General features: G+C 49.3%; 21 protein-coding genes and 13 tRNA genes. All 34 read left to right on the top strand.

From position 1 onward, the window contains the following. Position 1: 1 nt before the first annotated feature. Positions 2–92 (top strand) — tRNA-Gln (locus tag H8Z83_RS03550). A gap of 127 nt (positions 93–219) precedes the next feature. Next, a tRNA-Glu gene (locus H8Z83_RS03545) sits at positions 220–296 on the top strand. 129 nt (positions 297–425) lie between these two features. After that, on the top strand, positions 426–668 hold the full coding sequence (locus H8Z83_RS03540; RefSeq protein ID WP_187013766.1) for a hypothetical protein: 243 nt from the start codon (positions 426–428) through the stop codon (positions 666–668). Between the two features lie 10 nt (positions 669–678). Continuing rightward, positions 679–765: transfer RNA gene (locus H8Z83_RS03535), tRNA-Leu, on the top strand. Between the two features lie 4 nt (positions 766–769). Then, positions 770–846, top strand: a tRNA-Glu gene (locus tag H8Z83_RS03530). Between the two features lie 56 nt (positions 847–902). Then, positions 903–979 (top strand) — tRNA-Asp (locus H8Z83_RS03525). Between the two features lie 7 nt (positions 980–986). After that, positions 987–1,064 (top strand) — tRNA-Trp (locus H8Z83_RS03520). Position 1,065: 1 nt separating this feature from the next. Beyond that, positions 1,066–1,141, top strand: a tRNA-Thr gene (locus tag H8Z83_RS03515). 3 nt (positions 1,142–1,144) lie between these two features. Beyond that, positions 1,145–1,220, top strand: a tRNA-Thr gene (locus H8Z83_RS03510). A 3-nt stretch (positions 1,221–1,223) separates the two neighbouring features. After that, a tRNA-Lys gene (locus H8Z83_RS03505) sits at positions 1,224–1,299 on the top strand. A gap of 19 nt (positions 1,300–1,318) precedes the next feature. After that, positions 1,319–1,405, top strand: a tRNA-Tyr gene (locus H8Z83_RS03500). A gap of 253 nt (positions 1,406–1,658) precedes the next feature. Further along, positions 1,659–1,751: transfer RNA gene (locus tag H8Z83_RS03495), tRNA-Ser, on the top strand. Positions 1,752–1,891: 140 nt separating this feature from the next. Continuing rightward, positions 1,892–1,967 (top strand) — tRNA-Phe (locus H8Z83_RS03490). 310 nt (positions 1,968–2,277) lie between these two features. Next, positions 2,278–2,353: transfer RNA gene (locus tag H8Z83_RS03485), tRNA-Lys, on the top strand. 79 nt (positions 2,354–2,432) lie between these two features. Further along, a complete protein-coding gene (locus tag H8Z83_RS03480) occupies positions 2,433–3,428 on the top strand; it encodes a YonG family phage-derived protein (protein WP_130849564.1) in 996 nt (331 codons plus the stop codon). A gap of 3 nt (positions 3,429–3,431) precedes the next feature. Further along, positions 3,432–5,237, top strand: a complete 1,806-nt coding sequence (locus H8Z83_RS03475) for a terminase large subunit domain-containing protein (RefSeq protein ID WP_130849565.1) — start codon at positions 3,432–3,434, stop codon at positions 5,235–5,237. Between the two features lie 15 nt (positions 5,238–5,252). Then, a complete protein-coding gene (locus H8Z83_RS03470) occupies positions 5,253–6,923 on the top strand; it encodes a hypothetical protein (RefSeq protein ID WP_187013765.1) in 1,671 nt (556 codons plus the stop codon). A 12-nt stretch (positions 6,924–6,935) separates the two neighbouring features. Beyond that, positions 6,936–8,135 carry a hypothetical protein gene (locus H8Z83_RS03465; protein WP_187013764.1) on the top strand — a complete coding sequence of 400 codons (1,200 nt, stop codon included), beginning with the start codon at positions 6,936–6,938 and terminating at the stop codon, positions 8,133–8,135. A gap of 17 nt (positions 8,136–8,152) precedes the next feature. Next, positions 8,153–8,614: a hypothetical protein gene (locus tag H8Z83_RS03460; RefSeq protein WP_130849568.1), complete on the top strand. Its 462-nt coding sequence runs from the start codon at positions 8,153–8,155 to the stop codon at positions 8,612–8,614. A gap of 23 nt (positions 8,615–8,637) precedes the next feature. Beyond that, positions 8,638–9,744 carry a YonB family capsid-like protein gene (locus H8Z83_RS03455; protein WP_187013763.1) on the top strand — a complete coding sequence of 369 codons (1,107 nt, stop codon included), beginning with the start codon at positions 8,638–8,640 and terminating at the stop codon, positions 9,742–9,744. 88 nt (positions 9,745–9,832) lie between these two features. Further along, entirely contained in the window at positions 9,833–10,300 is a 468-nt protein-coding gene (locus H8Z83_RS03450) for a hypothetical protein (protein WP_187013762.1), read from the top strand. A 25-nt stretch (positions 10,301–10,325) separates the two neighbouring features. Further along, the gene (locus H8Z83_RS03445) at positions 10,326–10,730 is read left to right on the top strand and encodes a hypothetical protein (RefSeq protein WP_187013761.1); all 405 of its coding nucleotides are present in this window, start codon (positions 10,326–10,328) and stop codon (positions 10,728–10,730) included. Positions 10,731–10,742: 12 nt separating this feature from the next. Beyond that, complete coding sequence (locus H8Z83_RS03440; RefSeq protein ID WP_187013760.1) at positions 10,743–11,795, top strand: hypothetical protein; 1,053 nt, start codon at positions 10,743–10,745, stop codon at positions 11,793–11,795. A 13-nt stretch (positions 11,796–11,808) separates the two neighbouring features. After that, the gene (locus tag H8Z83_RS03435; RefSeq protein WP_187013759.1) at positions 11,809–12,309 is read left to right on the top strand and encodes a YomW family phage-derived protein; all 501 of its coding nucleotides are present in this window, start codon (positions 11,809–11,811) and stop codon (positions 12,307–12,309) included. Next, entirely contained in the window at positions 12,302–13,027 is a 726-nt protein-coding gene (locus H8Z83_RS03430; protein ID WP_130849574.1) for a hypothetical protein, read from the top strand. Before H8Z83_RS03435 ends, H8Z83_RS03430 begins: the two co-directional genes overlap by 8 nt. 35 nt (positions 13,028–13,062) lie before the next feature. Continuing rightward, positions 13,063–13,839, top strand: a complete 777-nt coding sequence (locus H8Z83_RS03425; protein WP_130849575.1) for a YomU family phage tail tube protein — start codon at positions 13,063–13,065, stop codon at positions 13,837–13,839. Between the two features lie 11 nt (positions 13,840–13,850). Beyond that, a complete protein-coding gene (locus tag H8Z83_RS03420; RefSeq protein WP_187013758.1) occupies positions 13,851–14,198 on the top strand; it encodes a hypothetical protein in 348 nt (115 codons plus the stop codon). A 57-nt stretch (positions 14,199–14,255) separates the two neighbouring features. Further along, positions 14,256–14,810 carry a crossover junction endodeoxyribonuclease RuvC gene (locus tag H8Z83_RS03415; protein ID WP_187013757.1) on the top strand — a complete coding sequence of 185 codons (555 nt, stop codon included), beginning with the start codon at positions 14,256–14,258 and terminating at the stop codon, positions 14,808–14,810. Positions 14,811–14,870: 60 nt separating this feature from the next. After that, complete coding sequence (locus H8Z83_RS03410) at positions 14,871–15,437, top strand: ATP-dependent Clp protease proteolytic subunit (protein ID WP_187013756.1); 567 nt, start codon at positions 14,871–14,873, stop codon at positions 15,435–15,437. 16 nt (positions 15,438–15,453) lie between these two features. Continuing rightward, positions 15,454–16,188: a PhoH family protein gene (locus H8Z83_RS03405; protein ID WP_130849579.1), complete on the top strand. Its 735-nt coding sequence runs from the start codon at positions 15,454–15,456 to the stop codon at positions 16,186–16,188. Position 16,189: 1 nt separating this feature from the next. Then, positions 16,190–16,801 (top strand): hypothetical protein, encoded by a 612-nt coding sequence (locus H8Z83_RS03400; protein WP_187013755.1) that lies wholly within the window; start codon positions 16,190–16,192, stop codon positions 16,799–16,801. A gap of 35 nt (positions 16,802–16,836) precedes the next feature. After that, entirely contained in the window at positions 16,837–17,325 is a 489-nt protein-coding gene (locus tag H8Z83_RS03395) for a YomN family phage-derived protein (protein ID WP_187013754.1), read from the top strand. Between the two features lie 28 nt (positions 17,326–17,353). Further along, positions 17,354–25,510: a phage tail tape measure protein gene (locus H8Z83_RS03390; protein ID WP_366463707.1), complete on the top strand. Its 8,157-nt coding sequence runs from the start codon at positions 17,354–17,356 to the stop codon at positions 25,508–25,510. A 54-nt stretch (positions 25,511–25,564) separates the two neighbouring features. Then, complete coding sequence (locus H8Z83_RS03385; protein WP_130849582.1) at positions 25,565–26,350, top strand: phage tail domain-containing protein; 786 nt, start codon at positions 25,565–25,567, stop codon at positions 26,348–26,350. Positions 26,351–26,355 lie beyond the last annotated feature (5 nt).

The following is a 26,355-nucleotide window of genomic DNA, read 5'->3' as shown; positions in this document are numbered from 1 at the left end:
TTGGGGTATCGCCAAGCTGGTAAGGCATCGGACTTTGACTCCGACAAGAGGTTTACCCTCGACCGCAGGTTCGAGTCCTGCTACCCCAGCCAATAAAATAAATGCGGTGGCGGAATAGGTAGACGCTGTGGGCGATTGGGAAGGTAGACGTGGAAGTATCTTGCTCTGCAAGGGGTGCTATCATGCAAGGTGTAAATCCTTGCCCGCATTTTTATATATGCTCCCATCCTCTAACTGGAATAGGAGGCCGGCCTCTCAAGTCGGCAATACGAGTTCGAGTCTCGTTGGGAGTACCAGAGGTGGATCTGTGAAGGGGCTTGTGCGCACAAGTTGTTATAACAGAAAGAGTAGTCTCATGAACTGCTTGCCGCAACAAGGCTTCCAACTGGAAGCGCCTTGCCATAATTTATAAAGTAGGTGCAATCATGCCGAAGAAAGATTCGGGCGTAACGAAAGAAAAAACATCAAAAATCGTTAAAAAGATTTCCGCCTCTGAGTGCGGTACCGGTGTGCTGTGTACAACGAGGTCGGGCAAGCAGTACCAGATCAGCCAAAATCCAGAAAAGAAGAAGCATACGCTATGGCGTATTGTGGATGGCGGATATGAGAAAATTGCGACTGGGGATTCGCCCTATGATCTATACCCTTTAATTGATTGGGACAAATAAATCCAAATATGCTGCTATGGTGGAATAGGCAGACGCGCCAGCTTGAGGTGCTGGTGGGAGAAATTCCGTATGGGTTCGAGTCCCATTAGCAGTACCAACATGGTGCGTTGGACGAATTGGTAGAGTCACCACCCTTTCAAGGTGGAATTTCCGGGTTCGATCCCCGGACGCATCACCAAAGCAACCTAAATTGGTTGCAAAATAAAAATGCAACCATAAATGGTTGCTGTATATGGCGTGTTAGCTCAGAAGAGTAGAGCGCCGGCCTGTCACGTCGGAGGTCACGGGTTCAAGTCCCGTACACGTCGCCATTTTTATAGGGGTTTGGTGTAATTGGTAGCACTCCGGTCTCCAAAACCGATGTAGGTGAGGGTTCAAGTCCTTCAACCCCTGCCATGCTGACATAGCTCTAATGGTAGAGCAGTTGCTTCGTAAGCAATAGGTTCAGAGTTCGAGTCTCTGTGTCAGCTCCATATGCTGGTGTAGCTCAGTCGGTAGAGTGGCTGATTTGTAATCAGTAGGTCGGGGGTTCAAGTCCGTCCACCAGCTCCATATGCGGGTATAGCTTAGTTGGTAGAGCAGCTGACTCTTAATCAGAAGGTCGTGGGTTCAACCCCCTCTACCCGTACCAATATAAGAATAGTAAATATAGGGGAGCGCCAGAGTTGGAGAGCTGGGGCGGTCTGTAAAACCGTTGCTTTCGAGCTGAGTGGGTTCGACTCCCACCTCCCCTACCATACAAATATTTGTTGCTACCCGATATGCAGTTGAAATAAGGTCGGGTTCAAATTGATGAGTGGGTGATTCAATGAAGTTTCCGTTTGGATCTTTAATGTATTATGTGTCCCCGGTGAATGGAGCAAAAACACTTTGCCTATACATTCGAGACGATCATGGAAAGGCTGTTGTGTTCTTTGAGCACGCAGAATGGGCAGCTCGGGTTGGGTACGATCAGCTTGAAAAAATAATGTGTGCCTAAATTTCACAAGTGGCGGAATTGACCCCAGTAGGTGCGGGGAGCAGTCTTGAAAACTGTTGGTCGTGATGAGCGGCTTGTGGGTTCGAGTCCTACTTCCGCCGCCAACGGGATGTGTTGATATTTACTGCTTTCTAACGACCCCAAGACAAACGGTACGAAAGCGGCGCGGTTCCAGCGACAGGGGACGGTGGACTTTGCTACGCTGTCCTGTGCAATGCCGATAAACAAAAATGCGTAGCTCTATGGGATGATAGCTCAGTTGGAAGAGCGGCAGGTTGAAGCCCTGCGCGTCGGAGGTTCGATTCCTTCTTATCCCACCAGTCCGTAAGGACACTACCTATGATGACGTGTGACGGCTCTGACACGTCGGTAAAATAAAAAATTGGCCGTGTGCAGGTAGATTGGGGTCGCTCCCTCCGGTGAAAGTCCGGCGCAGGCAAAACGCGATAGACCAACCTGAACGCTGTAAGCAAAGCGGCAAGCCGATCAGGAGCGCGGCGGGCTGGCATACCCCAACGGGACTTCGTGAACCTGAGAAAGTATGCCCCTCTAAAGGTAGTCAGCAACGGAGGATAAATAAGTGTAGTAACCGTGCGAATCGGAATTATTGCCTGATTGAATATAACATATGCGCCTGTAGCTCAGTTGGGAGAGCAGCGCACTTTTAATGCGTGGGTCGGGGGTTCAAATCCCTTCAGGCGCACCAGAAAAAATTATAACGATTGAGAAAACCTCGGGGTCTTTGGACTTCCGAGGTTTTGTCATATAGAAAGGAGGTCGCGGACATGGCGGCAAAGAAACAGCTGATGAAACCGGCTACGCAAAAGGTAGTGAAAGATGCGAAGCCTACCGAAGTTGAGCCGCGTGTAATCAGCGATGAAGAATATCGCTGTACCTGCTGCGGCCACAAGTACAAAAAACAGGAGACTAATTTTGGCCGTTCAAAGTCCCCTATTTATAAGGGTAACAACGGCTTTGTCTCTATCTGTAAGAACTGCGTTGCAGAGCTTTACGAACAGTACGTAAAGTTCTATGACGGAGACGAAGATGCAGCGGCAGAGCGGATTTGCCAAATCACGGATATGTACTTTGATTTGGACATCTGGGCGTCGTCACGAAAGATCAGTGAGAGCCGCAATGGAAAGAGCCGCAATCGGATCAGTACCTATATTTCCAGACTGAATTTGAGCCAGGTAGACGGAGCAACGACCTACTCTGATACATTGGTGCGGCGCTGGGAAGCCAATGTGGAAAACGCACCTACGGTGGAGGATGTAGCAAAAAATGACGACATCCAGACGCCCGAGGAGGTTGTGCGCCGGTTTGGTGTCGGTTTTGATGCTGGCGACTACGATTCTATGCAGTACGAGTATCAGGATTGGGTAAAGCGATACGGCGAGCCGATGGATAAGCGGCAGGAGGAATTGTACGTTTCGATCTGCTTTATGAAGCTCAATCTGCGGAAGCTGCTTCAGAAGGGAGATTCCAACATTGGTACGGCTGCGAATAGCTACAAGTCGCAGATTGACGCAGCTACTACTGAGATCGAAGACCGGAAGAAAAAGGCTGAGGCTGAAAAGCAGCTGAGTCCTTTGGGAGAAATGATTCGAGACATCGAGGAGTTTTGTCCGGCTGAATATTACAAGGACAAGAAGCTGTATGCGGACTTCGATCATTTGAAGGAGTATATTGAGCGGTTCATGACCAGACCTCTTCGCAATCTATTGACCGGCTCTAAGGAACTGGACAAGGAATTTAGCCTGTCTGATTCGGAGGAGTGAGTTATGGATTACGAAGCGTTGATGGATGAGCGGCAAAAACACGTCCATGAACATTTCTCACCCAATAGCAAATTGAACGACCCTGAGTTTGTCAAAAAGCTATTGGATTGGATAACGTTTTGGCGAAGGAACCCCAGCCGCTTTGTGCAGCGGTATTTCGGAATTACTCTGTATCTCTATCAGCACATCATTTTGTACCTGATGGATATTTTTCCGAGTATCTGCATTGTGGCCGCTCGTAGTGCGGCAAAGTCATTTATCATTGCGGTCTATGCCTGTAAAGAAGCAATTTTGCGGCCTGGATCATTGATCGTCGTAGCTTCGGCAACAAAAAAGCAGGCGAGATTGATCGTATCAGAAAAAATCGCCAAAGAGATTTTGCCAAGATCTCCGTTGCTTCAACAGGAGATTAAGACTATCAAGGACAACCAGAACGATATCGAAGTGAAGTTTAATAACGGAAGCTCTATTGTCGTACTGGTTGCCAATGAAAATGTGCGTGGATACCGTGCTACGGTCTTCATTTATGAAGAGTTCCGTATGATTGTGAAAAGCATTATCGACACGGTTCTTTCTCCTACGCTGTTCCAGCGGCAGATTCCGTTCAGAATCAAGTACCCCGACGAGTACAAAGAACTGAAAGAGGAACCGAAAGAAATCTATATCAGCTCTGCATGGTACAAATCTCACTGGATGTGGGACTACATGAAGCTCGTGACCCGCGATATGTTAGGCAAGGGCAAATCTGTTCTGATCGGTATGGATTACAGCATCGCTTTGAAGCACGAGATTAAAACACGTGACTTCTTGGTGAAGGAGCGAAAGAAGCTGGATAGGGTCGCCTGGACGATTGAGTATGAAAATCAGATGGTGGCCGAGAACGCCCATGCTTACTTCACCTACGATATGCTGAACAAGAACCGTGTGTTGAAACGTCCGTTTTATCCAAGGAAGAACGAGGACGTACTGTCAAAGGTCAAGGCAAAGCACACAATTCCCAAACAGGCAGGAGAAATCCGTATTATCGCGTGCGATATTGCCCCGGAGGGCGGTACCGGCAACGATAACTCGGTATTTACTTGCATTCGTGCTCTCCCTGAGAGCAAGGAGTATAAGGTCTCAGATACCAGCGGAGATCATATTGAGGTCAAGCAGGGATATCGCCGGCAGGTAGTCTATATGGAGCCGCAGGCAGAATTTGAAACGACAAAACAAGCCATTCGCATTAAGCAGCTGTTCGCTGACTTTGAGGCGGATTATTGCGTTTTGGATACACGAAACGCGGGTGTCGCTATTTACGACGCTTTGGCTAAAGTGCTTTATGACGTAGATCGGAACGTGGAATACGAACCTTGGACGTGTATGAACGATGATAAGCTGAAAGCTCGTATCGTAATTGCAGGCCAGAAAGAGGCAGTTTTCTCGGTTAAGGCGTCCTTGGAGCTGAACAGCAAAATTGCTGTCTCTATGCGGGATAGTTTGAATAACCGGATGATCGAACTCATGGTAAGCAACCAAGAGGGCGTTGAAGAATTGCAGCGCTTGTATCCTGAGTATGTCTCTGCCGATGTAGATACCCAACTTTTCTATGAGCGTCCTTTCCTTGAGACGGTGGCGTTGATCAATGAGATGATTGGGTTGGAGTATACTGTGCAGAACCAGACCAACCTCATTAAGATTGAGGAACGCCCAGGTGCGCGGAAAGACCGGTATACATCAGTATCTTATGGCAACTATTTCGTTTCACTTTTGGAGGCGGATCTTTTCTCGGATAGCTCCGGGTATGAATACGTAACACTTTGTAATTAAAGGAGGTGAAGACAAGTGGCAGGAAAATCATTCTTTGGTCGGATTATGGGCCGAAATCAATCTGAAACGCAGGCCGCAGTACCTATGTCGCAAGTAAACAGTGCGCCGCAGGACGACAAGACCTATGAGTTTAACACGCGTTTGGGTTCGTCCTATTTGAACGTGGTCAACTACGGTACGAAATGTACGGCACCGTATTCCACGGAAGAAATCACGCGAATGGCGAGAGATCCTATGCAGTACATCTCTGAATTGCGTCAATGGGCGAAGTGGGCGTATTACTCAAACGGCACGGTGACGACAGCTATTGATAGCCTGGTTAGTCTTCACTCCCTTGATTATGTGGTAGTTGTTAAGCCCAAGAAAGCGGGAGGCCCCCGTAAAGGGTATCGTGCCAGCATGGACAAGATGACCAGCGTGCTCCGGTCGATGCGCTACAAGGAGGTTATTCGTGACGGTCTATTCCATGATGCCAATGAGGGTATGTACGTGGGGTACATGGAGACGAGAACAGTACCAGTAGACGATCGGCTTGCGCTGACTGATCTTGATATCCAAGGCATCACCGAGATTAACTCAGCCGGCGTCAACTGTGTTGTTATTTCTTTGCCGGTAGAATATACAAGAATCATTGGCCGCAGGAACAACTGCTACGAAGTAGCGTTTGACCTGCGGTATTTTAGCGCCATGACAGAGGGAGATCGTAAGCGTAAGCTGCAAGGCTTCCCTCGTCAGATTCAAGAAGGATGGCGTAGATATTCCAATGGAGAGTTCCCGGATGGTGCGTGCTGGCAGAGACTGGACTGGCGCAAGACGATTGTAACCAAGATCAAGAGCGGACAGAACGATCCGTACGGCGTGCCTTTTGCAGTAGCCGCGTTGGACGATATCGACTATGCCAAATACTTCATCAATACGAAGCGGCGTGTGTTGGATACGGTCAATAACCAGATTTACTATGAGACTTTCCCCGAGGGAAAGGACAAGGGTACATCTGCTCTGTCTCAGTCACAGCAAGAAAACCAGCATAACACAGTCAAGCAAGCGCTGACGCAACGCAGCAACACAAACGGTGTATCATTCTTCTCTTTGGCTTCTGGCACAAAGATGGATCGGCTTCCGGTTGATCTCTCCCTTTTGAATGAGGAAAACGAAAATGCCATCAAAGAGGATGTGAATGAGGACATCGGCGTGGCCGCTGCTGCTCTGAGTGGCAGTTCTACGGGTAACTATGCCACGGCCACACTGAATATGGAAATCGTTGCGAATAACGTATTCACGTGGATTGAGGCTTTGGTGGAAGAGCTGAACAAGTGCTTGAATTACAACGTGATCAGGGACGGCAGCTACCGGGTGGAGTTCCGGGTGCTTCCCATTACTTTTGTCAATCGAGAAAAACAGGTGAAGTTTTTCTCTGACCTGTATGCCCGTGGAAAGGGCAGCTTGATGGCATGGATTGCCTCTACAGGGTTTGACGTGGATGACTACCTCTCCCTTATGGATCTTGAGTTGGATGAAGACTTTGAGAACAAGTACCCTGTGCATAAGACTTCGTTCACTGTTACCGGTAAGGATGCGCCTGACGGTGATGTGGACAAGAGCATCGGTGGCGATCCTCCGGTCAATCCAAGCACAGAGTCTACAAAGGCTAACAATGCCAACGCAAGCCCCTCTCCGTCAGGATAAGGAGGTGAGAGTATGTCTGAGAGAGCTTTTGCCCCTATCTATGAGATCTCCAGTGAAAATAAGATTGCTGGCAGACGACCTATCAAGGTCGTATTGCATGAGATCTTCCCTGATAACACTCGTTGGCAGGAAAACGGAATCTCATGGAAAGAGGAATATGTTCAAGCTAACCTCCACTCCGTTGTCGGAATGTCGATTGTAGCGGAATTTTTGACCGAAGATCGGGATGTTCCATACAACCACGGTATGACGGACGTGCGGGAGGAGGATAAGCTGCCTTTGTTTGAAGACGCCACTATGGTTGGACACTTCGACAAGGCGTATGTGGATGACGTAGAAATCGGAGGCGTTACTAAACGCTGCTTGGTAGCAGAAGGAACGCTGGATGAAATGCGTTATCCCAAGTTTGTTGCTTGGCTCCGCGAAAATATGGCGGACTCTGTTGTTAAGGGTTCCGTGGAAATTGTGGGTAAGCCCGAGCACGATGGATACATTATTTACTCCGGCGGTTGGAAAGAGGAAGGTCGTGTTCCGCAGTATTACGATTACAGCGGATATGCGATTCTCAGTGTTAAACCGGCTGATGAAGCCGCCATCGTAATGGAGCTAAATAATAAAAAAGTGGACAAGGAGGATGGAACAATGGACGAGAAGACCAAGAACGAGTTGATGGCGGCTGTGACTGGTGCTGTCTCTGAGGTCAACTCCAAGTGGGAGGAGTATTGGGCCAAAGTTGACACGCTTCTGGCTGAGATTAGCCAGCTGAAAGCTGACATCGCACAGAAGGAAGCTGATATCAAGCAGCTTCAGGCGGATTACGACAAGGAAGCTGCCGCGAAGGAAGCGGCAGAGGCCGGACTGACTGAGGCTAACGCCGCGAAGGAAGCGGCAGAGGCCAGCCTCGTTGAGGCTAATGCCAAAATCACCGAAATGCAGAACGCCGCTGCCGTGGCAGAGCTGAATGCTGCACTGGCCCCCTACACCGAGGAGCAACGTGCAGTTGCCAAGGAAGATATCGACGCTTTCAATTCCAATCCCGGCAGCGTAGAGATCAACAGCATCGTTGGCAAGATCTGCACCGCTATGGTGCAGGCGGCTCGTGAGAGTAAGATCGCAGAAACCAATGCCGCCAGCCAGATTGACGTGTTTGGCATGACGGATGACGCCGGCAAGAAGGAGAACACCGACCCCGCCGACGTGGACGTATTTTAAGAAAGGGATGAAAAACAATGAAGGCTAAGACGATTGGTTACTACAAGAACGTGCAGAACGTTGGCGACGTTAATGCCGCCGTCGATCTGAAGGTCGGCATGGGTGTGGTGTTGAATCGCGCCGCTCGTACTGCCAACCTGCCCGCCTCTGAGGAGGAGGCTAAGGCTTGCTTCCGCATCGTGAGCAATATCAACGACAAGCCTGAAATGCGTAATTTCGAGGAGACGTTGACGGTCAAGGCCGGCGAGAAGGTACGCGCCGACGACCTGACAACTGTGGCAAATCTGGAGATGGAGTTTGCCAGCTATGAGATCAGCACCGACTATGCCGGCATCTCTGTTGGCGATAAGCTGGTCTTTGGTACGGATGGCCTGCTCGCTAAGAGCACCGACGTAACCGGTTACAAGGTGTACTTCGAGGTTACGAAGAAGACCGCATACATGGGCAAGGGCGTCCTCGTCGTTGTCCGCGTGCAGTGAGAAGAGAAAGAGAGGGATAAACGATGAGCACGATTTATGAAATCAACATGAGCAACGCTCAGGCTGATGTGAATACTGGTCGTGTCAAGCAGAACTCCAAGATCGTGGAGGTATTTTCTGCTCTGAGCGCCGGTAAGCGACCCGAGGTTGACGACAAGACTCTGGACAAGAGCGTTGCAACCATCAAAGAGCTGTCCAGCAAGGCTATCGACGGCGATAACGCCGCCCGTAGCGAGATCAACTCCATCATCCGGTTCTCCATTGAGCCGAAGCTGTTGGAGGTTGTTCGCTTGTTCGACTTCATGGGCACCTATCGCCGAATCGGTTACAACGAGGCTCCCATGATGAAGACCTACGGATACGAGAGCATCGATTCTCGATTCCAGGCATCCAGCAGCGACGTACCCTTCGCCGCTGTGAATTGGCGTGAGTATCCGATCGGCACCCAGACCATCTCTGCCGGTTTTGCTGTTGACTACCGTGAGCTTCAGAACGGTAACTTCGACGGCAATATCCGTGAGGGTATGAACCAGGTGCAGATTGATATGCAGAACAAGATGACCTACTACGTCATGACCGTTCTGTACAACGCCCTGAAAAACGCCAAGGGTGTGAAGCACTTCGCTGAGGACAACGGCATCACCAAGACCGCCGTTGACAATATGCTCAAGTCCATGCGTCGCTATGGTAAGGTCAACATTGCCGGCGATTACAGCGTAGTGTCCCAGTTCAACGACTTCGCTGGCTTCAAGCGGTTCTCCGCCGACGAGATCCGCTACGCCAACAACATTGTTGCCGAGGAGATCCGCCAGACTGGTCTGGTAAGTATGTACAACGGTGCTTTTGTAACCGAGCTGCCCAACGCGATCAACTGGACTCAGTTGAACAAGGACGGCACCGATTATGACCTGTATATGCCCCAGGGTTTGCTGTTCTTCCTGCCTCGCGGTTCTGTGTCTCCTCTGCAGGTCTTCCTGCGTGGCGGACTGACCACCATGACCGGCGACGACATCGTAACCCGTCAGCACCTGACCCGCTTCGATATGGAGTTCGGCGCAGGCGTTGCCGAGGGCATGGAAGATCAGATCGGTCTGATTTCCGACACGAACTTTGATGCTCCCACTTTTTAAGTGAGAGGTCTTTTTTTATGCCTGAATGACGGCACAAACGGGGAGGGGCACAAACCCCTCCCCTAATTTCAATCAAAGGGGAATCGTTATGAAAACGAATAATGTTCTGGTAAACAACCTTTGCTCCTGGCCTCTGGGCTTTCGGCGTTTGGCGGGGCAGGGCGATATTTCAATTCCGGGCAAAGCTCGGAATTTTCCCCTCCTCTCCGAAGAGGAGGTTCTGGCTCAGATCCAAACCGGCAACGTGATGTTTACCGGTACTGATGGTATGGGCAATCATGCCCGTATCCAGATCGTGGACGAGGCAAAGCGTAAGGAGCTGTTCGGCCTGGATGATGCCGAAGTTTCCGCGCCTATCCTCTTGAATGAGGAAAGCGTTAAGGAACTGTTGGCTATTCGCTCCAAAGCCAAGTTTAACGAGCAGCTGGAAGCTATGGTGAAAACCGACGCCGAAAAGAGAATGCTCGTGGAGCTGGCGTTCAATGTGGGCGCTGAGGACGCGGAGTCCTGGAAGGTGGACGTTCTGCGCAAGCTGGCTGAGACTGCCAAGGTCTAACCGATGAAAGGAAAAGGTGTGGATTATGGCGGACGAAAAGAAAACGACCTTTGCGGACGTTGAGCAAAAATTCCACTCCATGCCTTTGACTAAATATGAGATCCCGGAGGCATTGGAAGCAGAATGGCTATCCACAGCGGTAGCAGATTTTGAACTGAATTTGGGCTGTGACCTCGGGTATAACGAGGAGACACGCAAGTTTTCTGGCAAGTTGAAAAGTATTGCCGTTCGTACTCTCGCCCAGATGATGTATGTGTCTTACCTGCAAAGGGAACTGAGCAGGGTAATGGCGCTGAACGGGATCTATGGAAAGGATGTTCAGCTAACCGGCCAAGATGCGACCAAACGTGTAACAAAACAGGAACTTGACGACCAGATCGCTAAGGTTGAAGTTTTGCTTCATCGTCAGAAAGATCCTGCGTATGGATAAGGGGGTAGCAATATGTCAGAAGAATCCAAAAGCTGGTATCGAATGACACGCCCTCTTTTCAACAGCGGGTTTGAGGATGATGAGTTTTGGGCATACGGCCAAGATGGTTTTCAGGAAGTGCTCGATTCCTTTATCGGGTCTGATGTTTTGATCTACGATAAGGCGATTGGAACTGAGCCGCAGCAGGTAAGAGCTATTGTCCAACAGAAAACCAGCGATGTGTATAACAGCACAACGGTTAGACAGATTCTTTGCAATATCGGTATCTTGAGATGTGGGCAGTACGTGAAACACGACGGGGCGTTTTGGCTGGTGAGTTCGTTGCCAGATAACAACCGCATTTATGAAAAGGCGGTACTCTGGAAGTGCAAATACTCCATCCGATTCGTCTCCCCTTTGACAGGTGAGATTGTAGAATACCCCGTATATAGCACAAACAGCACACAGTATGGCACTGGTGAGGCGGGTAAAACGCAGATGACGGTTGGCGAAGACCAGCACCTGATTTATCTGCCGTACAATGAGGAAACGATTATGTTGGATACTCAGACCCGGTTCTTGATGGACAAGAACAAGGTCGATCCAACAGCCTATCGTATCACCAGAGTTGATCCGATCTCGTATGCAGTGGGCGATGAACGTGCAGAGGATGGCTTGATCCAATGGGCCGTACTGGAAGACCAATTCAATGCCGCTACCGATAACGCCGAGTTGATGGTGGCAGATTACTATACTTCTGTCCCCGGTGGGACGGAGGAAACCTCGGGAGCGAGTGTCCATATCACATTGACAGACCTGGACGGCGATTTCAAGATCGCGGGCGGAGAGACAAAGCAAATCCGTGTCCAAGTCTTGGATGAGAGCGGCGTTCCTATTGATCCACTCCAATATCGTTTGGAGTATGACTTTGCTGGTGCGGCCAGCATTGTCGATGAGATGAACGGCGTTATCACGCTGCGGGCGTCGGATGATCCCGTATTTGTGGGAACACAAATTGAGATCAAGGCAATCCTCGACGCCTCCGGCAGTGAGGCCGTTATGAAAATCCAAATTGTGAACTGGTAAGGAGGTGATGAGGGTGCCGCATTTTGATTCGATGATTCAACAGAAGATCTTGCTGAAACGAAAGCTGCTGCAAAATCAGGCGGTGGTCAATTTGCTCTGTAACGTAGGGAACAACGTGGCGGAGTTTGAGGATTTCAAAACGGGTAGTAAAAGCCCTGCGGAACCCCTCATCAAAACCCACTTTTATGTCCCTGGTACGCAAACAGATGACAAAAACTTTATCACGATGCGTAGTCGCGTGGTCTATACCGACTCGAATGTGATTAAGGAGACAGGGATTACTGTCTATATCATCTGTAACGAGCACCAGATTGATTTGCTGCAGGGTTCCAGAGCGGATCTGCTGGCAGATGAGGTGGATCGCATTTTGAACAACGGGGACAAGCCCCTGTTCGGACTGGGTGGGATCAAGCTCAGTACGGCGGATGAAGTTCAGTTCAACGAAGGATACTCCGGGTGGTCGATCCCGTACGTTACCCACGAGATGAATAGGGAGGCTGGTATCATTGATTGATCAGCTGAAATTGTTTCGTGGAGAGGGATACAAGATCAACGATAAAATCTTGATCAGGCAACCCACCTTGGAGGAAATCGTAGATTTTGGCGAGCAGCGGTATTTCGGACTGGTGCGCACTATCTGTTCGACCCCCGCCGATCGAAAAGTCGAAATCTGGGACAAACTTCATGTCTTCTGGGAGAAGATAGACGAATACGACCTTTTCATATCCCTTTTCCAGACGCTTCAAAAATCTGAGGTGTCTATCCTTTTTGGGGATATGGACTTCACGACCTTTAAGCTCGGTACACAAACAGGTCTCCCAGACCTTGTACTGAAGAATAAAGATCAAGTGGTGATCGACCGAGCTATTCATAAGCTCATGACTGACTATCTCCGTCAAATCCATAAGCTGAAAAAGAATGTGGATACGGGATTTAACGACGCCACGAGAAAAATCATGATTGAGGATGACAGGGATGAAATGGCACTGCAAATGCAGAAGCCTTTTCAATCATTACTGTTGCCTCTTATCTCTTCTTTGACAAACTGCCCAGAATTTAAGTACCGGTGGGATGACGTATGGACGTTGCCCATCGGTGTTTTTATGGACAGCGTGGAGCGTGTTCAGAAGCATAAGAGCTACAACTTCGTAATGCAAGGCATTTACAGCGGCTGTGTGGATATGAAGAAGCTCGACAAAAAGGAACTGCATTGGATGGGGGATCTGAAATGATCCCGAAAAAAAACATAGAAAGGACGATGAATACCATGTTTAACGCAACTCAATTTGTCATCGACAAGGTACGTCGAATTACTCAGATCAACCTGGCAACGGGTTTGGTGGACTTCACCGGTACGAGCGTGGAGAGTCCTCAGATCGAGTTCACTGGCGAGTCTACCGACAAGACTGACGCTCAGGGCGTTCTGCTCGCCCGTTTCGACACCGCTAAGGGTGTGAACTTCTCTGGTGAGCTGTCTCTGCTGAACCTGAACCTGATGGGCGCACAGCTCGGATCTGAGGTGCAGGTGGCCGATAGCTCCAAGAAGGTCAAGGGTGCCGACTTTGCTATCCTCACCGTGACGGACGACAAGGGCACCAAGACCGCTACGCTGAAGCACGTGCCCACTTCTGCCCCCGCTGCCGTGTACACCATGAGCGAGGACAAGAACATCAGCGGTATGATCGAGGTCGGTGTTGATGAGGGTAACGCCAAGATCGAGGGCAAGGTTATCACTCTGCCCGCTTCCTTCGTCGGAACCACTGTTGGTGTGTTCTATGAGTACGAGACGGATTCTGCCGTCAAGCTGGTGGACAGCGCCGAGAGCTTTGCCGAGGCCGCGATGTATGTCGTGGACATTCTGGCTGCTGACGTGTGCAACCCGTCTGTCAAGCGTGCCGGTAAGATTGTCTTCCCCAAGGCCAAGATCGACAACAACTTCACGGTCAACCTGACCACAGAAGGTACGCACCCCTTCTCCTTCACTGCTCTGAAGGATTATTGCGCCGACGACGCGGAGCTGTGCTACATCCTCTTTGAGGAGTAAGGCGGTTTACCATGATTCGGAATTGCAAGGTGTGCGGCACTTCGTACAAAACCTGCTATTCCTGTGAGAAAGAGCGGAGCTGGAGGCTTCATACTGACACCCCTGAGCACTACTACATTTGGACGGTGCTCATGGAGTATCAGGCCAACCACGATGCGAAACAGGCATATAGCGCTCTTCGGAAACGCGGCATCGACCTTCGTAATACGGCAGAATATACGCCGAGTGTGCAAGCACTGCTGGCGGAAATCTATGCTTTGGCGCACGAAAACAGCAGGGCGAAGAAAGCAGTAGTCGAAGCGGAGGAAACCAAGGCCGAAGAACAGGTGGATAACGAGGCTGAGTCGCAGCAGGAGTAATGGGAAGGAGGGCTTCGGCCCTCCTTTTCAGACTCATAAAGAAAGGTGGTGAGACGGGTGAAAATCTTGGCCGTTGACCAAGCCAGACACGGCGCATGGGCGGTTTATGACTATGAGGTAAAGAAACTGCTGGACTATGGGACGTGGGGCTTTGATAGCAAAAACTATACATTCGAGCAGGCAATTTTGCACATTGAGGCTTTGCTTAGTGAGGTGATCCGAACGCACGACATTGATGCGGTGTTTTTGGAGGACATTCAGCTTAGAAAGAATGTTCAATCTTTCAAAAAACTGGCTCAACTACAGGGCGTACTCGTGAATATGTGTGAAAAAACGAATATTTTGTACAATTTGGTAGCACCCACACAATGGCAAAATTACTGCAAAGCAAGAGGTAGGACGACAAAGGAGATCAAGTCAAAGATCACATCTGTCGAACCTACGGGCAAAAAGACATCAAAAATCCTATCGTTGCAAGCTGCAAGGGATATTTATGGGATCGTTACTGAAAACGACAACTTGGCGGACGCCGTGATGATTGGGCATTACGTCGTAAACAATATCAAAATCGGAAGCGAGGACGACTTCAATGAAAAAGAACGAGATGACTAAGAAGCTCATGGAGGAGTTTAACGAGGATTTTATCGACGTGGGGGGGTATTAGACACCACGTTGCCTGATCCCACTATGGTGGAATATTATCGCCGGTTGAAAAAGCGCGAGATTCTTTGGAATGACGATATCAGCGACGCTACTATTGATATCGCTTTGTATATCAAGAAGTGGAACTCCGAGGATAAGGGAATTGCGCCGGAAGAGCGTAAGCCCATCAAAATCTTCATCAATTCGGATGGCGGCAGCGTGGACACGGTGCTCCACATCATCGACATGATCCACCTGTCCAAGACACCGATTTACACGATCGGTATGGGCCGAGTGTACAGCGCTGGCGGACTTCTGCTGATGGCCGGCCATAAGCGCTATGTCTTTCCTCATACCAGTTGTCTCATTCATGATGGATCTTCCGGTGCGATCGGAAGCATCGGCAAAATGTTGGACAACTTGGAGTTTACCAAGGAATTGGAAAAACGCATGAAGGAGTACATCTTGTCCAGCACCCGAATCACGGAGGAAGTCTACGACCAGAACTATCGCCGTGATTGGTTCTTGTTCAGTGAAGAGATGATCGTGTTGGGTATTGCCGACGAGATCGTAACTGACATTGATACCATTCTTTGATAGGAGTGAAGAAGATATGGCAAAGAAAAATACCAGCATGGAAATCTATGATGTCCCCGCTACCCTGCAGGAGCATCCTTTTTATGGACTGAGACTGGATGAATACCAGAAAGTTTTTCGGGATGCTATTTGGGACACGGAGAAGCTGATTGTGTTTTGCAATGCTAAAGCTGGTACCGGCAAGACACTGATTGCTACGGCCACAGCCAATTTGCTTTATCAATACGGACGGTGTAATGGCATCGTCTATATTGCCTCTCCTACTCAGGAGCAGAAGCAGGGATATTTGAAGGGCACGATCGAGGAAAAATCCGAGCCGTATTTTGAGCCATTTTATGAAGCATTGGAAAAAATTGGTGTAAATCGCAATACTGCATTTTACGATGGTGCAGTCAACGAGAAGTATCAAACCGCATATATCCAGTGCGCTACGCACACGTTTCTGCGTGGTACCAACTTTGAGAACAAAGTGGTAATCATCGACGAGGCGCAGAACTATTACTTTGACGAGTTGAAGAAGGTTCTGACTCGTTTACATGACAGTTGCAAAATCATCGTAATCGGTCATGAGGGACAGAATGATTTGTTCGATCACCCGGAGCGCTCCGGTTTTGTTCCATATCTGAACTGGTTTGCAGGTGATGATCGGACGGCGGTGTGCCGACTGGTAGAAAATCATCGCGGCTGGATCAGCCAACACGCCGACGAACTGACGTTCCGTGCGGCAATGAATCTTGTGGAGGATCAATAAAATGAAGAAAATCGCTGTAAATACGGTGAAAGCCTTTCTGAAAGAGAACAAGAAGGAAGATGCTTACACCCAGGCGTTTACTGTGGGGGACAGCTCTTTTGAGGTGTCATTCCATACAGCTCTGACTATCGCAGAGAAGAGCACCTTTCTGAATCGTGTGGTTTCTGGATGTTTCGATGCGACGGGCAAGTTCCGCCCTGAGTATGTCTCGCCTATGCTGCGAGCTACTATTCTCCAGATGTGTACCAATATCCCGGCCATGACGCTCAAAAACGAGACAGATGAAGTGGGTGTTCCCGCTCTGGATGTGGATGCCATGAATGAGCTGTATCTGGCTATGGACTTGGATCACGTCCAGAACGCCGGATATCAGGATATGCTGAATGAGATGGTTCCCCTGTGCGGGCAGGCTATCGACTGGAAAAAGAGCAGTATTCTTGCCGATCATGGTACGGATACAGCTCTCCGCGATCTGCTGGAGGGATTGGCCGATAAGGTGAAGGATATCGACACGGAGTCGCTCATGCAGTATGCCGGTATCCTTTCCGAAGGTACCAAAGGACTGGGTGAAGGTGGAATCCTGCAAGGTCTGCTGAACTCAAGAAAGGCGTAAGCAACAAAGAAAATTATTGAGTGGGAGGTGGCGGCATGAACATTCGGGAAGCGCTTGAAAAGGCAAACAAGCAGCTTATGGCAAAAATCGACGACGCAATGACAAAAGAAGTCTTTGAGGAAGTCCAGGATGAAGAAGCTGCCACCATCTACTCTGAGGTGTACAAGGTCTATACCCCTCGGATGTACCGTCGCCGTGGAGAATACGGCGGATTGGGAGATCCCTACAACATTGAAATCCGAGGCGGAGCAGCAAAGGGCGGCGTGATGGTCGTGGTCAATATGACTGAACCGAATCCGGGTGGCTGTATGAACGACGATCAGGTAACGACTGGTAAAAATCTACCTGGGCTGGTGGAATTTGGAGACGGTTATAAATTCTATCACTATGATTTTCCCAGCCGTAGGCGCTATATGGAGCCTCGTCCTTTTACTGCAAAAACCATTGAGCACCTGAAAGAAAGCCGCGCTCATGTAAATGCTTTGAAAGCTGGACTGAGACGACAGGGGATCAATGTGAAATGAAATTTAACAGAAAAAGGTGGTGAGAGATGTGGACGAAGATCTGAAAATTGTATTGACCAGTGAGCTGGAGGCTGATGAAGAGGCTTCCGCACAACGTATTTCTGCGCAACTTCCCAACATTGCAAAGCTGATCAATTCCAAAAGCAGCATCAAGGTTGGTGTAACTCTGGACGAAGCTGGTATTCAGTCTCAAACTCAGCGGATTACTCAGCAAATCGCCAGAGCAACAAAATCCAAAAGCGTTGGTGTTTCTTTGAGCTTGGATCAAAGCTCTGTCAACAAGATTAAGACTGAGCTTAATAATTTGAAGGTCAGCCCCGACATCTCTCGTGCCATGACTGATCAACTGGATCAAATGGGTATCCAGATTGACCGAATCACTGGCCGCTGGGAAGCGGTGAACGGCGAAGAGGAACGTATGCTGAATCTGACCATTCAGGGTACGGATCAGATGCAGAGAACCGTCACGTATCTGCAAACCTATAATGCGGAGACGGGCGAAATCAATACCCATTTGACCAATGTGACTGCAAATCTGGAGCGTCAGCGCAGAGAGCAGGAGCAGGTAGCGGCTCAGGCCAAGAAGGACAATGAATCAAGGGTTTCATACTTGAATCGCCAAAAGGCTCTTTTGGCTGATATTCAAGCCGCTTATGTCGGTCAAACTTCTGTAAAGCCGATTACGGATAGCGCTCATTTGACAGCGCTGAATGATACTTACGCCGCAGTCAATGCCCGGATTGAGACCATGATTGCCGCCGAAGGGCGGCTGGATAATGTTCAACGCTCTAATCTGGAAGCTCAGATTTCCGGCTTGCAGCGTTTGGTCAAAGAGTACCAGAATGCCGAGTATGTAGCAACCAAGCTGAGAACAAAGGACATCGGTTCTATCAAGGCCGATCAGCTTTCCGGGCTGGAAGCCTTGGAGAAACGACTGGAATCTGCCGGAACACTGACCGACACGTTCAAGAGTAAGATCGACGGATTGAAGAAAACTTTGCAAGGCGTCGGCACCAAAGATCAGTTGGTAGCTTTCCTCAACAGTTTTGACCAGCTGAACAATGATGTGGCTGTCTTCCAGGAGCGGCTGCGTGGTGCGAACAAGATCTATACTCAGTTGATCTCTCTGGACAAGCAGATTACCTCTGTTCAGTCTTCTATGACAAAGCTGAATACCAGCGACGACAAAAACAAGTTGCTGGCTTTGCAAGGTCAACTGTCTGTGCTGAATAATCAGCGGGCGGCTCTGGAGGCACAGCTGGTTCCCTATGCTGATATTATTCAATATGCGAAACAGGCGACGGCTCTTGAACAGAGCCGTCTTTTGAATGGTACCCAACTGGTTTATACCCAGATGGAGCTGGCTGACAAAGCGCGAGATTACGATGTCGCAATGCAGAGTATCCCGTCTACCATTGCTGATTTGCAAACGAAGTTTAGCCAGGTGGTGGCCCCCACAGAAAATCTCGTGCAGAATATGAGACTGCTCCGGGAGACAGCGGCACAGTATGGCGCTGATATGGGGGATAGGGAGAAGGTTACGACATATGAGCGGCTGCAATCTCTGATTGGTGCTTGCAGTAAGGAAATGTCTGAACTTTTCCGCGTCCAGCGTGGTGATGTCAACGACTTCAAGTTTACTCAAAACTTGGAGAAAGCAAAGGCGGATTTGGAAACAGTTGGAAGAACGTGGAGTGCATTGAAGCAAGATCCCGGTCTTAATGCGCAATTCCAACAGCTGAGTGAAAACCTTAAGCGCGTTGACAATCAGATGGATTTGAGAAAATGGACGGCGCAATTTAGCACGTTCAAATCTGAGGTCAAAGCTGCTGGAAAGAATATGCAGTCTTTGGGCGACATTTTGAAGAACAACGTAGGTAAGGTACTCCAGTGGGTATCTGCTACTACGCTTCTCTTCCGTGCGTTCCGGCTGCTGAGATCTGCACTTACTACGATCGTTGATCTGGATACGGCCATGATTGACCTGCAAAAAGTCACGACCGCGACCAGAGAGGAGTATGACCGTTTCTATCATAGTGCCAATGGCACAGCCAAAGCGCTGGGTGTAACCACTGAGGAAGTTATTTCTCAGACGGCGGAATGGGCACGACTGGGCTATGCTATGCAAGATGCCGCAAAGCTGGCAGAAAACTCTGCTATCTTTGAAGCTATTTCTCCCGACATGGATATTACCCAGGCGACAGACGGCTTGGTAAGTATCATCAAGGCTTACGACCTCGATGTTGAAGACTCTTTGGATGGTATTATCTCCAAGGTCAACGAAGTGGGTAATAAGTTCGCCGTGTCCAACGGTGATATTGTGGAGGCTATGACCCGTAGCTCTGCTGCTATGGCTGCTGCAAACAATACATTTGAGGAAACGGTAGCTCTGGCGACCGCCGCTATCGAAATCACAAGAGACGCGGCGACGGTTGGTAACGGTCTGAAAACCTTGTCAATGCGTATCCGTGGCTATGATGAGGAGACGGAGGAATACTCCGCAGACGTGTCCGAATTGACCGGTACGATTGCCGATCTCACTAAGGTCGCAAGCAATAATAACCGGGGTATCAGTTTGTTTGAGGCGGACGATCCCGAGACTTATCGTTCGACCTATGACATTCTGTCCGATATTGCGGATATCTGGGATGAGCTGACCGATAAGAATAGAGCTAACCTTTTGGAGGCTCTGTTCGGTAAACGGCAGGCTCAGATTGGTGCCGCGATTTTGTCCAACTTTGATCAGGCGCGTAGTGCCATCGTAAAGATGGAAGAGAGCGCCGGCAGCGCAGGACGCGAGATGGACAAGATTACGCAATCGTTGGATTATAAGCTGAATGCACTGAAAGAAACATGGGTTGGTGTGGCTCAGAACCTGTTCCAGACCGACGATATGAAGCTCGTTGTTGATGCTTTGAACCTTGTTTCCAACGGGATTGACCAGCTGACGGAGAAGCTGGGATTGTTTGGTACAATCGGTCTTGTTGGTGCGATTGCGTTGATTTATAAATTCCGTGCCGAAATGAATATGCTCCAGAGCACTGTCCTTCCGGTGACAGAGGCTATCAGAGCGTCTGGCGTGGTTATGGACGGTAGCGCCACAAGTGTACAGTATTATGCTACTAAGCTGATGGGACTTGATAAGTCTCAGCGTGCGGCAGCAATGAGCGCACTTGGACTGACTGCGGAGCAGAAGAAGCAGGTCATGACAATGACCAGTCTGATTGCTTCTGCACAGAGATATACGATCCAAGAGTTGGCGGAAAAGGCTACTACGGATAAAACGACTGCTGCTACGCTTGCCAAGAATATGGCGAAAGCTACCGAGAAGCGGACGACCGAGCAGATTACCGCCGCAATGATGACCGAGATCCTAAACTCCAAGAAACTGACGGCTGCTCAGAAGGAAGCAATCGTTGCTGCTCTGCAACAGACCGCAGCGAATGAGAAGCAGGCATTTTCTTTGAAGGTTCTCGGTGCCAACGCCAAGGCCGCATTTGCGGCGATGGCGACTAACCCCATGACATGGATTACCCTGGCAGTTACTGCTGTCATGGCTTTGGCTCAGGTATGGCAAAGCGTAAAGCAACGGGCAGAAGAAGCTCGTCAGTCTATGACTGAGGCTGCGGAGGTCGCTAACGATCAGCGTAATTCGCTTGCCGATCTGATTGCAGAGTATAAAGAGCTGGCAACTGCCGGCGACTTCGACTCTTCTGCCAGAGAGACGGCGAAGCGTATCCAGAAAGATATTACGGATCTGGTTGGGGCGCAGGCTGATAATCTTGATCTGGTTAATGGCAAGCTGGATGACGAGATTAAGAAGCTCGACAACATTAAACTGCAAGCAGCGTATGACGCCAGAGATACTTTGGATACCAAGTACCGTGACGCAATGTCACGATATAACCAAGGTATCAACGCTGAAGGTTCTGGAACGAATTTCCTTGGCGTTGTTACTGACGCAGGGGGCATTGACCAGATTTTGCGAAAGATCGGTTATGTTAATGATGCGTGGGAAAATGTCAACGGGCAAATCAGTATTAGCTATGCACTGGCAGGAAAGAACGCAGAAGAAGTCCTGGCAATGTACAAAGAACTCCAGCACGTACTTTTGAGTGACGATAGCTGGCAAAGCATGGCTGATAGCTGGCTTGGGGACTCATCCCAAAATGTCCTCAACAACGTCCAGCAGCAGATTGAGTTTTATCAGGGACTCGTAGACGATTATAACTCCGCTCAAGAGAACTTCCTCAAAAATGAGGCGGTCATTGACCTTGGAGAGACGCTGAAAACTACTGATATCAATACTCAGGATGCTTTCGACGGATATATCCAGGGGATCAAGGATAGCACGGAGTATTCTGAGGCATATAAGAAGATCCTTTTGGAGCTTGCCAACGATACCTTCCCGGAGTTCAGCGGAGCAATGCAACAGGCCACAAACAACGGTGGTACTTCTGTATATATCGCACAGCTGGAAAAACTGACCGATGTTATTTCGGGGTTGCAGTCTTCGTATGATGCTTTGGCGTCTGCCGAAAGTGATATGGCCGGTGGCGGCGGATTGTCTGCTGAAACTATTGAGTCTCTTGCCGGCGCTGAGGAAAAATATCTGGACTACCTCTACGAGGAGAACGGCGTCGTAAAGCTCAACACAGCGGCATGGAAAGAAAACGCTAATGCTAAAATGCAGGGCGAGATGGACGAGATCCAAAAGGAGATCGACTCGCTTCAAGAGCGTAACGCCACCCTGCAAGAGAGCATTAAGTATTACGAGGAGCAGCGTAACCTTGGCAATGATGGTGGTCTGTGGTCGGGCATGATCGGCAATGCCACAGAGGAAATCAAGAAAAACAACGAGGCGATTGCTGAAAACCAGGGCAAGTTGGCGATCTACAGCAGTTTGTACGGTTCAATCACCGGTGATCTGGACGCATATACTTCTGCTTTGCAAAACTTCTCGAATGTTGCAACTACCATTGATACTATCTCTGATTCTTTCCGGACGCTTGCAGATTTGCAGGCTGGGGTAGCCAACGGGTTTACCATGTCATTGGATAAGGCTTTGGAGTTCGCCAAGGTCTATCCTGAGATCATGAACAATGCCCAAGTAGCGGCTGATGGTCAGATTATCCTTAACGAGGGCGTAGTAAACTCTTTCATTCAAGGCAAAAAGGCTGAATTGGATGCTCAGATTGATGGGCAAATTGCCCAGCTGGAAGCTGAAAAGGCAGTCTTGCAGGCCAAGATGGAAGCAGCTCAGACGCAGCTTGACCTTGCCAAAGCGGTTGCTGAGGGTGAGGGAGATATCTCAAAAGAGCTGGCGGAGTATCGGATCAATGCCGGTAACGCTGTTGCTCAGGCTCTGATTGATGCTGGCGTTGATGAGGCGACTGCGTTTAAGCTGGCGGCGGCTGCTATGGCTCAAAATGCGGAAGAGTTCAACCGGGTAGCGGCTGAGGTCTGCACGGATGTAAATGGCAACTTTAATCAAGCTGCCTATGATCTGGCGCAGACGATGTACAACAACCTGACCAGCGTAAAGACGGATCTTGCTTCTGTCGCAAAGCAGGCACACCAGACAGCTAAGGCTATTGCTGGTGTTGCAAGCGGTACAGTAGCTGGATCGGCTGACGTACAAGGTGGGTCTGGTGGTGGTACTGGCGGTAGTGGCATTAAGCTCAACCTAACAAGCGGTAGCTTTAAGGGGACAGAATATTCCTACACCGCTAAGGAAAGCAATCTGGAGGACTTTATTTCCCAGATTGAACTGGATGTTTCCAAGTACCAAGACGCGATCAGCCAGATTGATGGACAAATCGCGGCTTTGCAGGCGTTGAAAAATGCGCCTTTGAAGAGTTTCAAGAGCGATACGAAGTCGGGTAGCAGCTCTAAGAAAGATGTCGAAGAGTATGTCGCTACCATTGACGACTATCGAGAGGCGGTTGAACGGCTGCGCAAGACACAAGAGGCCAGAGCGGAGCTTGAAACCAAAATTGATAACTCTGACGATTTGAGAGAGAAAATCCTTTTGGAGCGTCAGCTGATCGGTGCCTATCAGCGTGAGCAAGAGGCGCTGCAAAATCTGAATGACCAAAGGGAAAGCACGATCTCTTCAGGCGCTAAGGCGCTGCGAGATCTGGGGTTCGAGGTACAGTATAACGCCGATACCAATGAACTTTGGATCGCAAACATGGAGCACCTGAATGAGCTGGTGGCCGATAGTAAGGGTGGATACGACACTCTGCAGGAGGCCACAAATGGTTTGAGGAAGGAAACTGAGGATCTTATCAATTCTCTGACGGACTTGAACGAGGAAAATCGTGACGGTTCGGAAAGTTGGAAAGAACTTGGACAGGATATCAAGGAAGCCCGTAAGCAGATTACGGAGCTTCTGGATGGTATCGTTGAAGAGGCTTCCGACGCGGTTGATACTATCCAAAATGTTTATGACACACTCCATGACGCGGCGGACGAGTATGCCCAGAGCGGGTTCATTACCGTAGATACTTTGCAAAGTATTATCGGGCTTGGGCAGAAGTACGTAGCGTACCTGATTGATGAGAATGGGCAGCTTGTCATCAACGAAGAGCGCATCCAGGCGGTTATTGCCGCACGGACGCAGCAGATGGCGATTGAGAGTTCTTTGGCCTATGTAGAAGCGCTTCGTATGGCAAAGTCTGAGGGCGATATCGCAACTCTGAATAATTTGCTGTATGCAACCGAACAGGCTACTGACGCAACTTGGGGATTGGTCTATGCAAATCTGGCTTTGGCTGGACTGGACGAAGATCAGTACCAAGCGGCGTTGCGGAATATCAATGCAATTCGGGCTATGGCGGACAGCGCCGTACAGAGCATTGGTAAAACCGTGGGTGGCGTGACGGACGAGTTAGAGGAGATGCAGAACGGATTGAACGACATCCTCGATTATGTAATGGATATGCTGAAACAGCGTATCCAAGATCAGATCGACGGATTGGAGGACATGAAGGATGCGTACTCTGAAATTATCGACCTGAAGAAGCAGTCATTGGAGGCCAGCAAAGACGAGGCAGATCACCAGAAGACCATGGCATCTAAAATGCGTGAGATTGCGAAGCTGCAAGCTCGTATTGATATGCTTTCTCTGGATGACAGCCGCGAAGCTCAAGCTGAAAAAGCTGCGTTGCTCAAAGAACTGAGTGAGCTTCAGTCTGATTTGGCCGACGAACAGGCGGACAGAACACTGGAGGCTCAGGAGGACGCTCTGGATAAGATGGAAGAGTCCTATCATGACGAGAAGGATAAGGAAATTGGGATTCTGGAAGACAGTATCTCTTCTCATCAGAAGCTCTATGATATGGCAATCTCTTATATCGAGTCTCACTGGGATACGCTGTATAGCGAGCTGATCAGTTGGAACACGCAGTATGGTGATGTGCTGAACAGTGATATTACGAATGCTTGGGATAACTGCTTGGCTGCTGCACAACGGTATGGAAGTTACGTGTCTGCTCTGGGAAGTATCGGAGGAGACATCAAGGCCACGCAGTCCAGCGGAACAAATTTCCAAGTTGGGAATGCTACCTACGACAATAGCTCCAGCGGCGAAGATATGATCCATGCGATCATCAAAGAAATGTATGCAAACAGCAAGCAGCACGCTTATGAAGATGCTGCCGGCAAGCTCTATCTGAACCGGCGCAATCTTGAGCTTGGCGCACAGCTGGCACAGTATGGCATTACTGCGGTGCGCGGCAGTGATGGTGTTTGGTACGTAGATCGCGTGGGTGGGCAACTGCTGTACGATAAGTACAGAAAGTACACCTATCATGAGGGTGGCATTGTCGGCGGAGGAGATATCAAGTCCAACGAACAACTCTCTCTGCTGAAAACCAAGGAGTGGGTATTGAGCGAACAGATGGTGGACAATCTGACCACACAGATGGATCGTATCAATATGCTCTCTGACGCAATGAGTGATCTGCCGGATTATGCTGGCAAGTCTACTTTGTCTGATGTGATGAAGCAGGTAGGCGGCAGTAAGACGGTAAATAATATCACCAACAACAGCAGACCCATTGAAGTGCAGATTGGCGATACGATCATTCATGGTGCCGACCAGTCTACAGTTGATAAGCATATCAAGGTTACACGCGATATGGTCAATCAGATTGGACGGCTCATTGGAATCGGGAGATAAGATTGGGACGCCCGAAATTGGGCGTCCCTTTCATATAGCAAGGAAGGGAAGACAATGTTCAAAAGCTATGAATTTACCTATGCTGGTATGCCCGCTTCCATGTTTGGTATGTACATTGCGGATATGTCCAGCAATAAACATAGTGCCAATAGTTTTGGCAATAAAGCAAATCTGGTGGAGACGCGGCTGGCAAATCGTGTTGCGCCGATCCACTATGGTGTGCGATATAACGATAGTCCGTTGAGCTTTACGTTGATTTTCGGAGCAGATCATAAGTTGGATCGCTATGAAATGCAGGCGGTTTCAAAATGGCTGACAGGGTATCAGGAGTACCAATGGCTCAGTATTGATCAGCCGGATATGGAGCATATTCAATTCCGGTGTCTCGTTCAGGAACTGACGCCTATTCATCTCAGCTGGGTGCCTATGGCGTTTGAAGCTAAAATCATCTGCGACTGCCCATATGGATATAGTTATCCATTTGCGAAGACCTATCAAATCAGCGGGGGAACAGCGGTGCGGTTTTACAACGACAGTACCTGCATGGAAAAGTTGCGCCCAGAAATGTTGGTCACTCTTGCTGCCGGCTGTACCAGTTTTGCAGTAAAGAACAAGACGACCGGAGCAGAAATGCGGTTTGATAATTTGCCGGGAAGCAGTTTGTCTATCCGTGTTGACAATGAGAACCAGGTAGTTACCGAGGAAGTTTCTGGCTACGATCTTTATGAACACTTCAATTTTGTGTTTTTGGAGTTGGAACCCGGAGACAATGAATTGGTATTCACTGGAACTGGGAGCGTAACGATCAGCGGTCGATACCTTTATAACGTCGGAGCATAAGAAAG

The sequence above is a fragment of the Dysosmobacter segnis genome, assembly GCF_014297285.1.
Classification (GTDB): Bacteria; Bacillota; Clostridia; order Oscillospirales; family Oscillospiraceae; genus Oscillibacter; species Oscillibacter segnis.
This window is presented reverse-complemented; position numbering and strand designations above follow the sequence as displayed.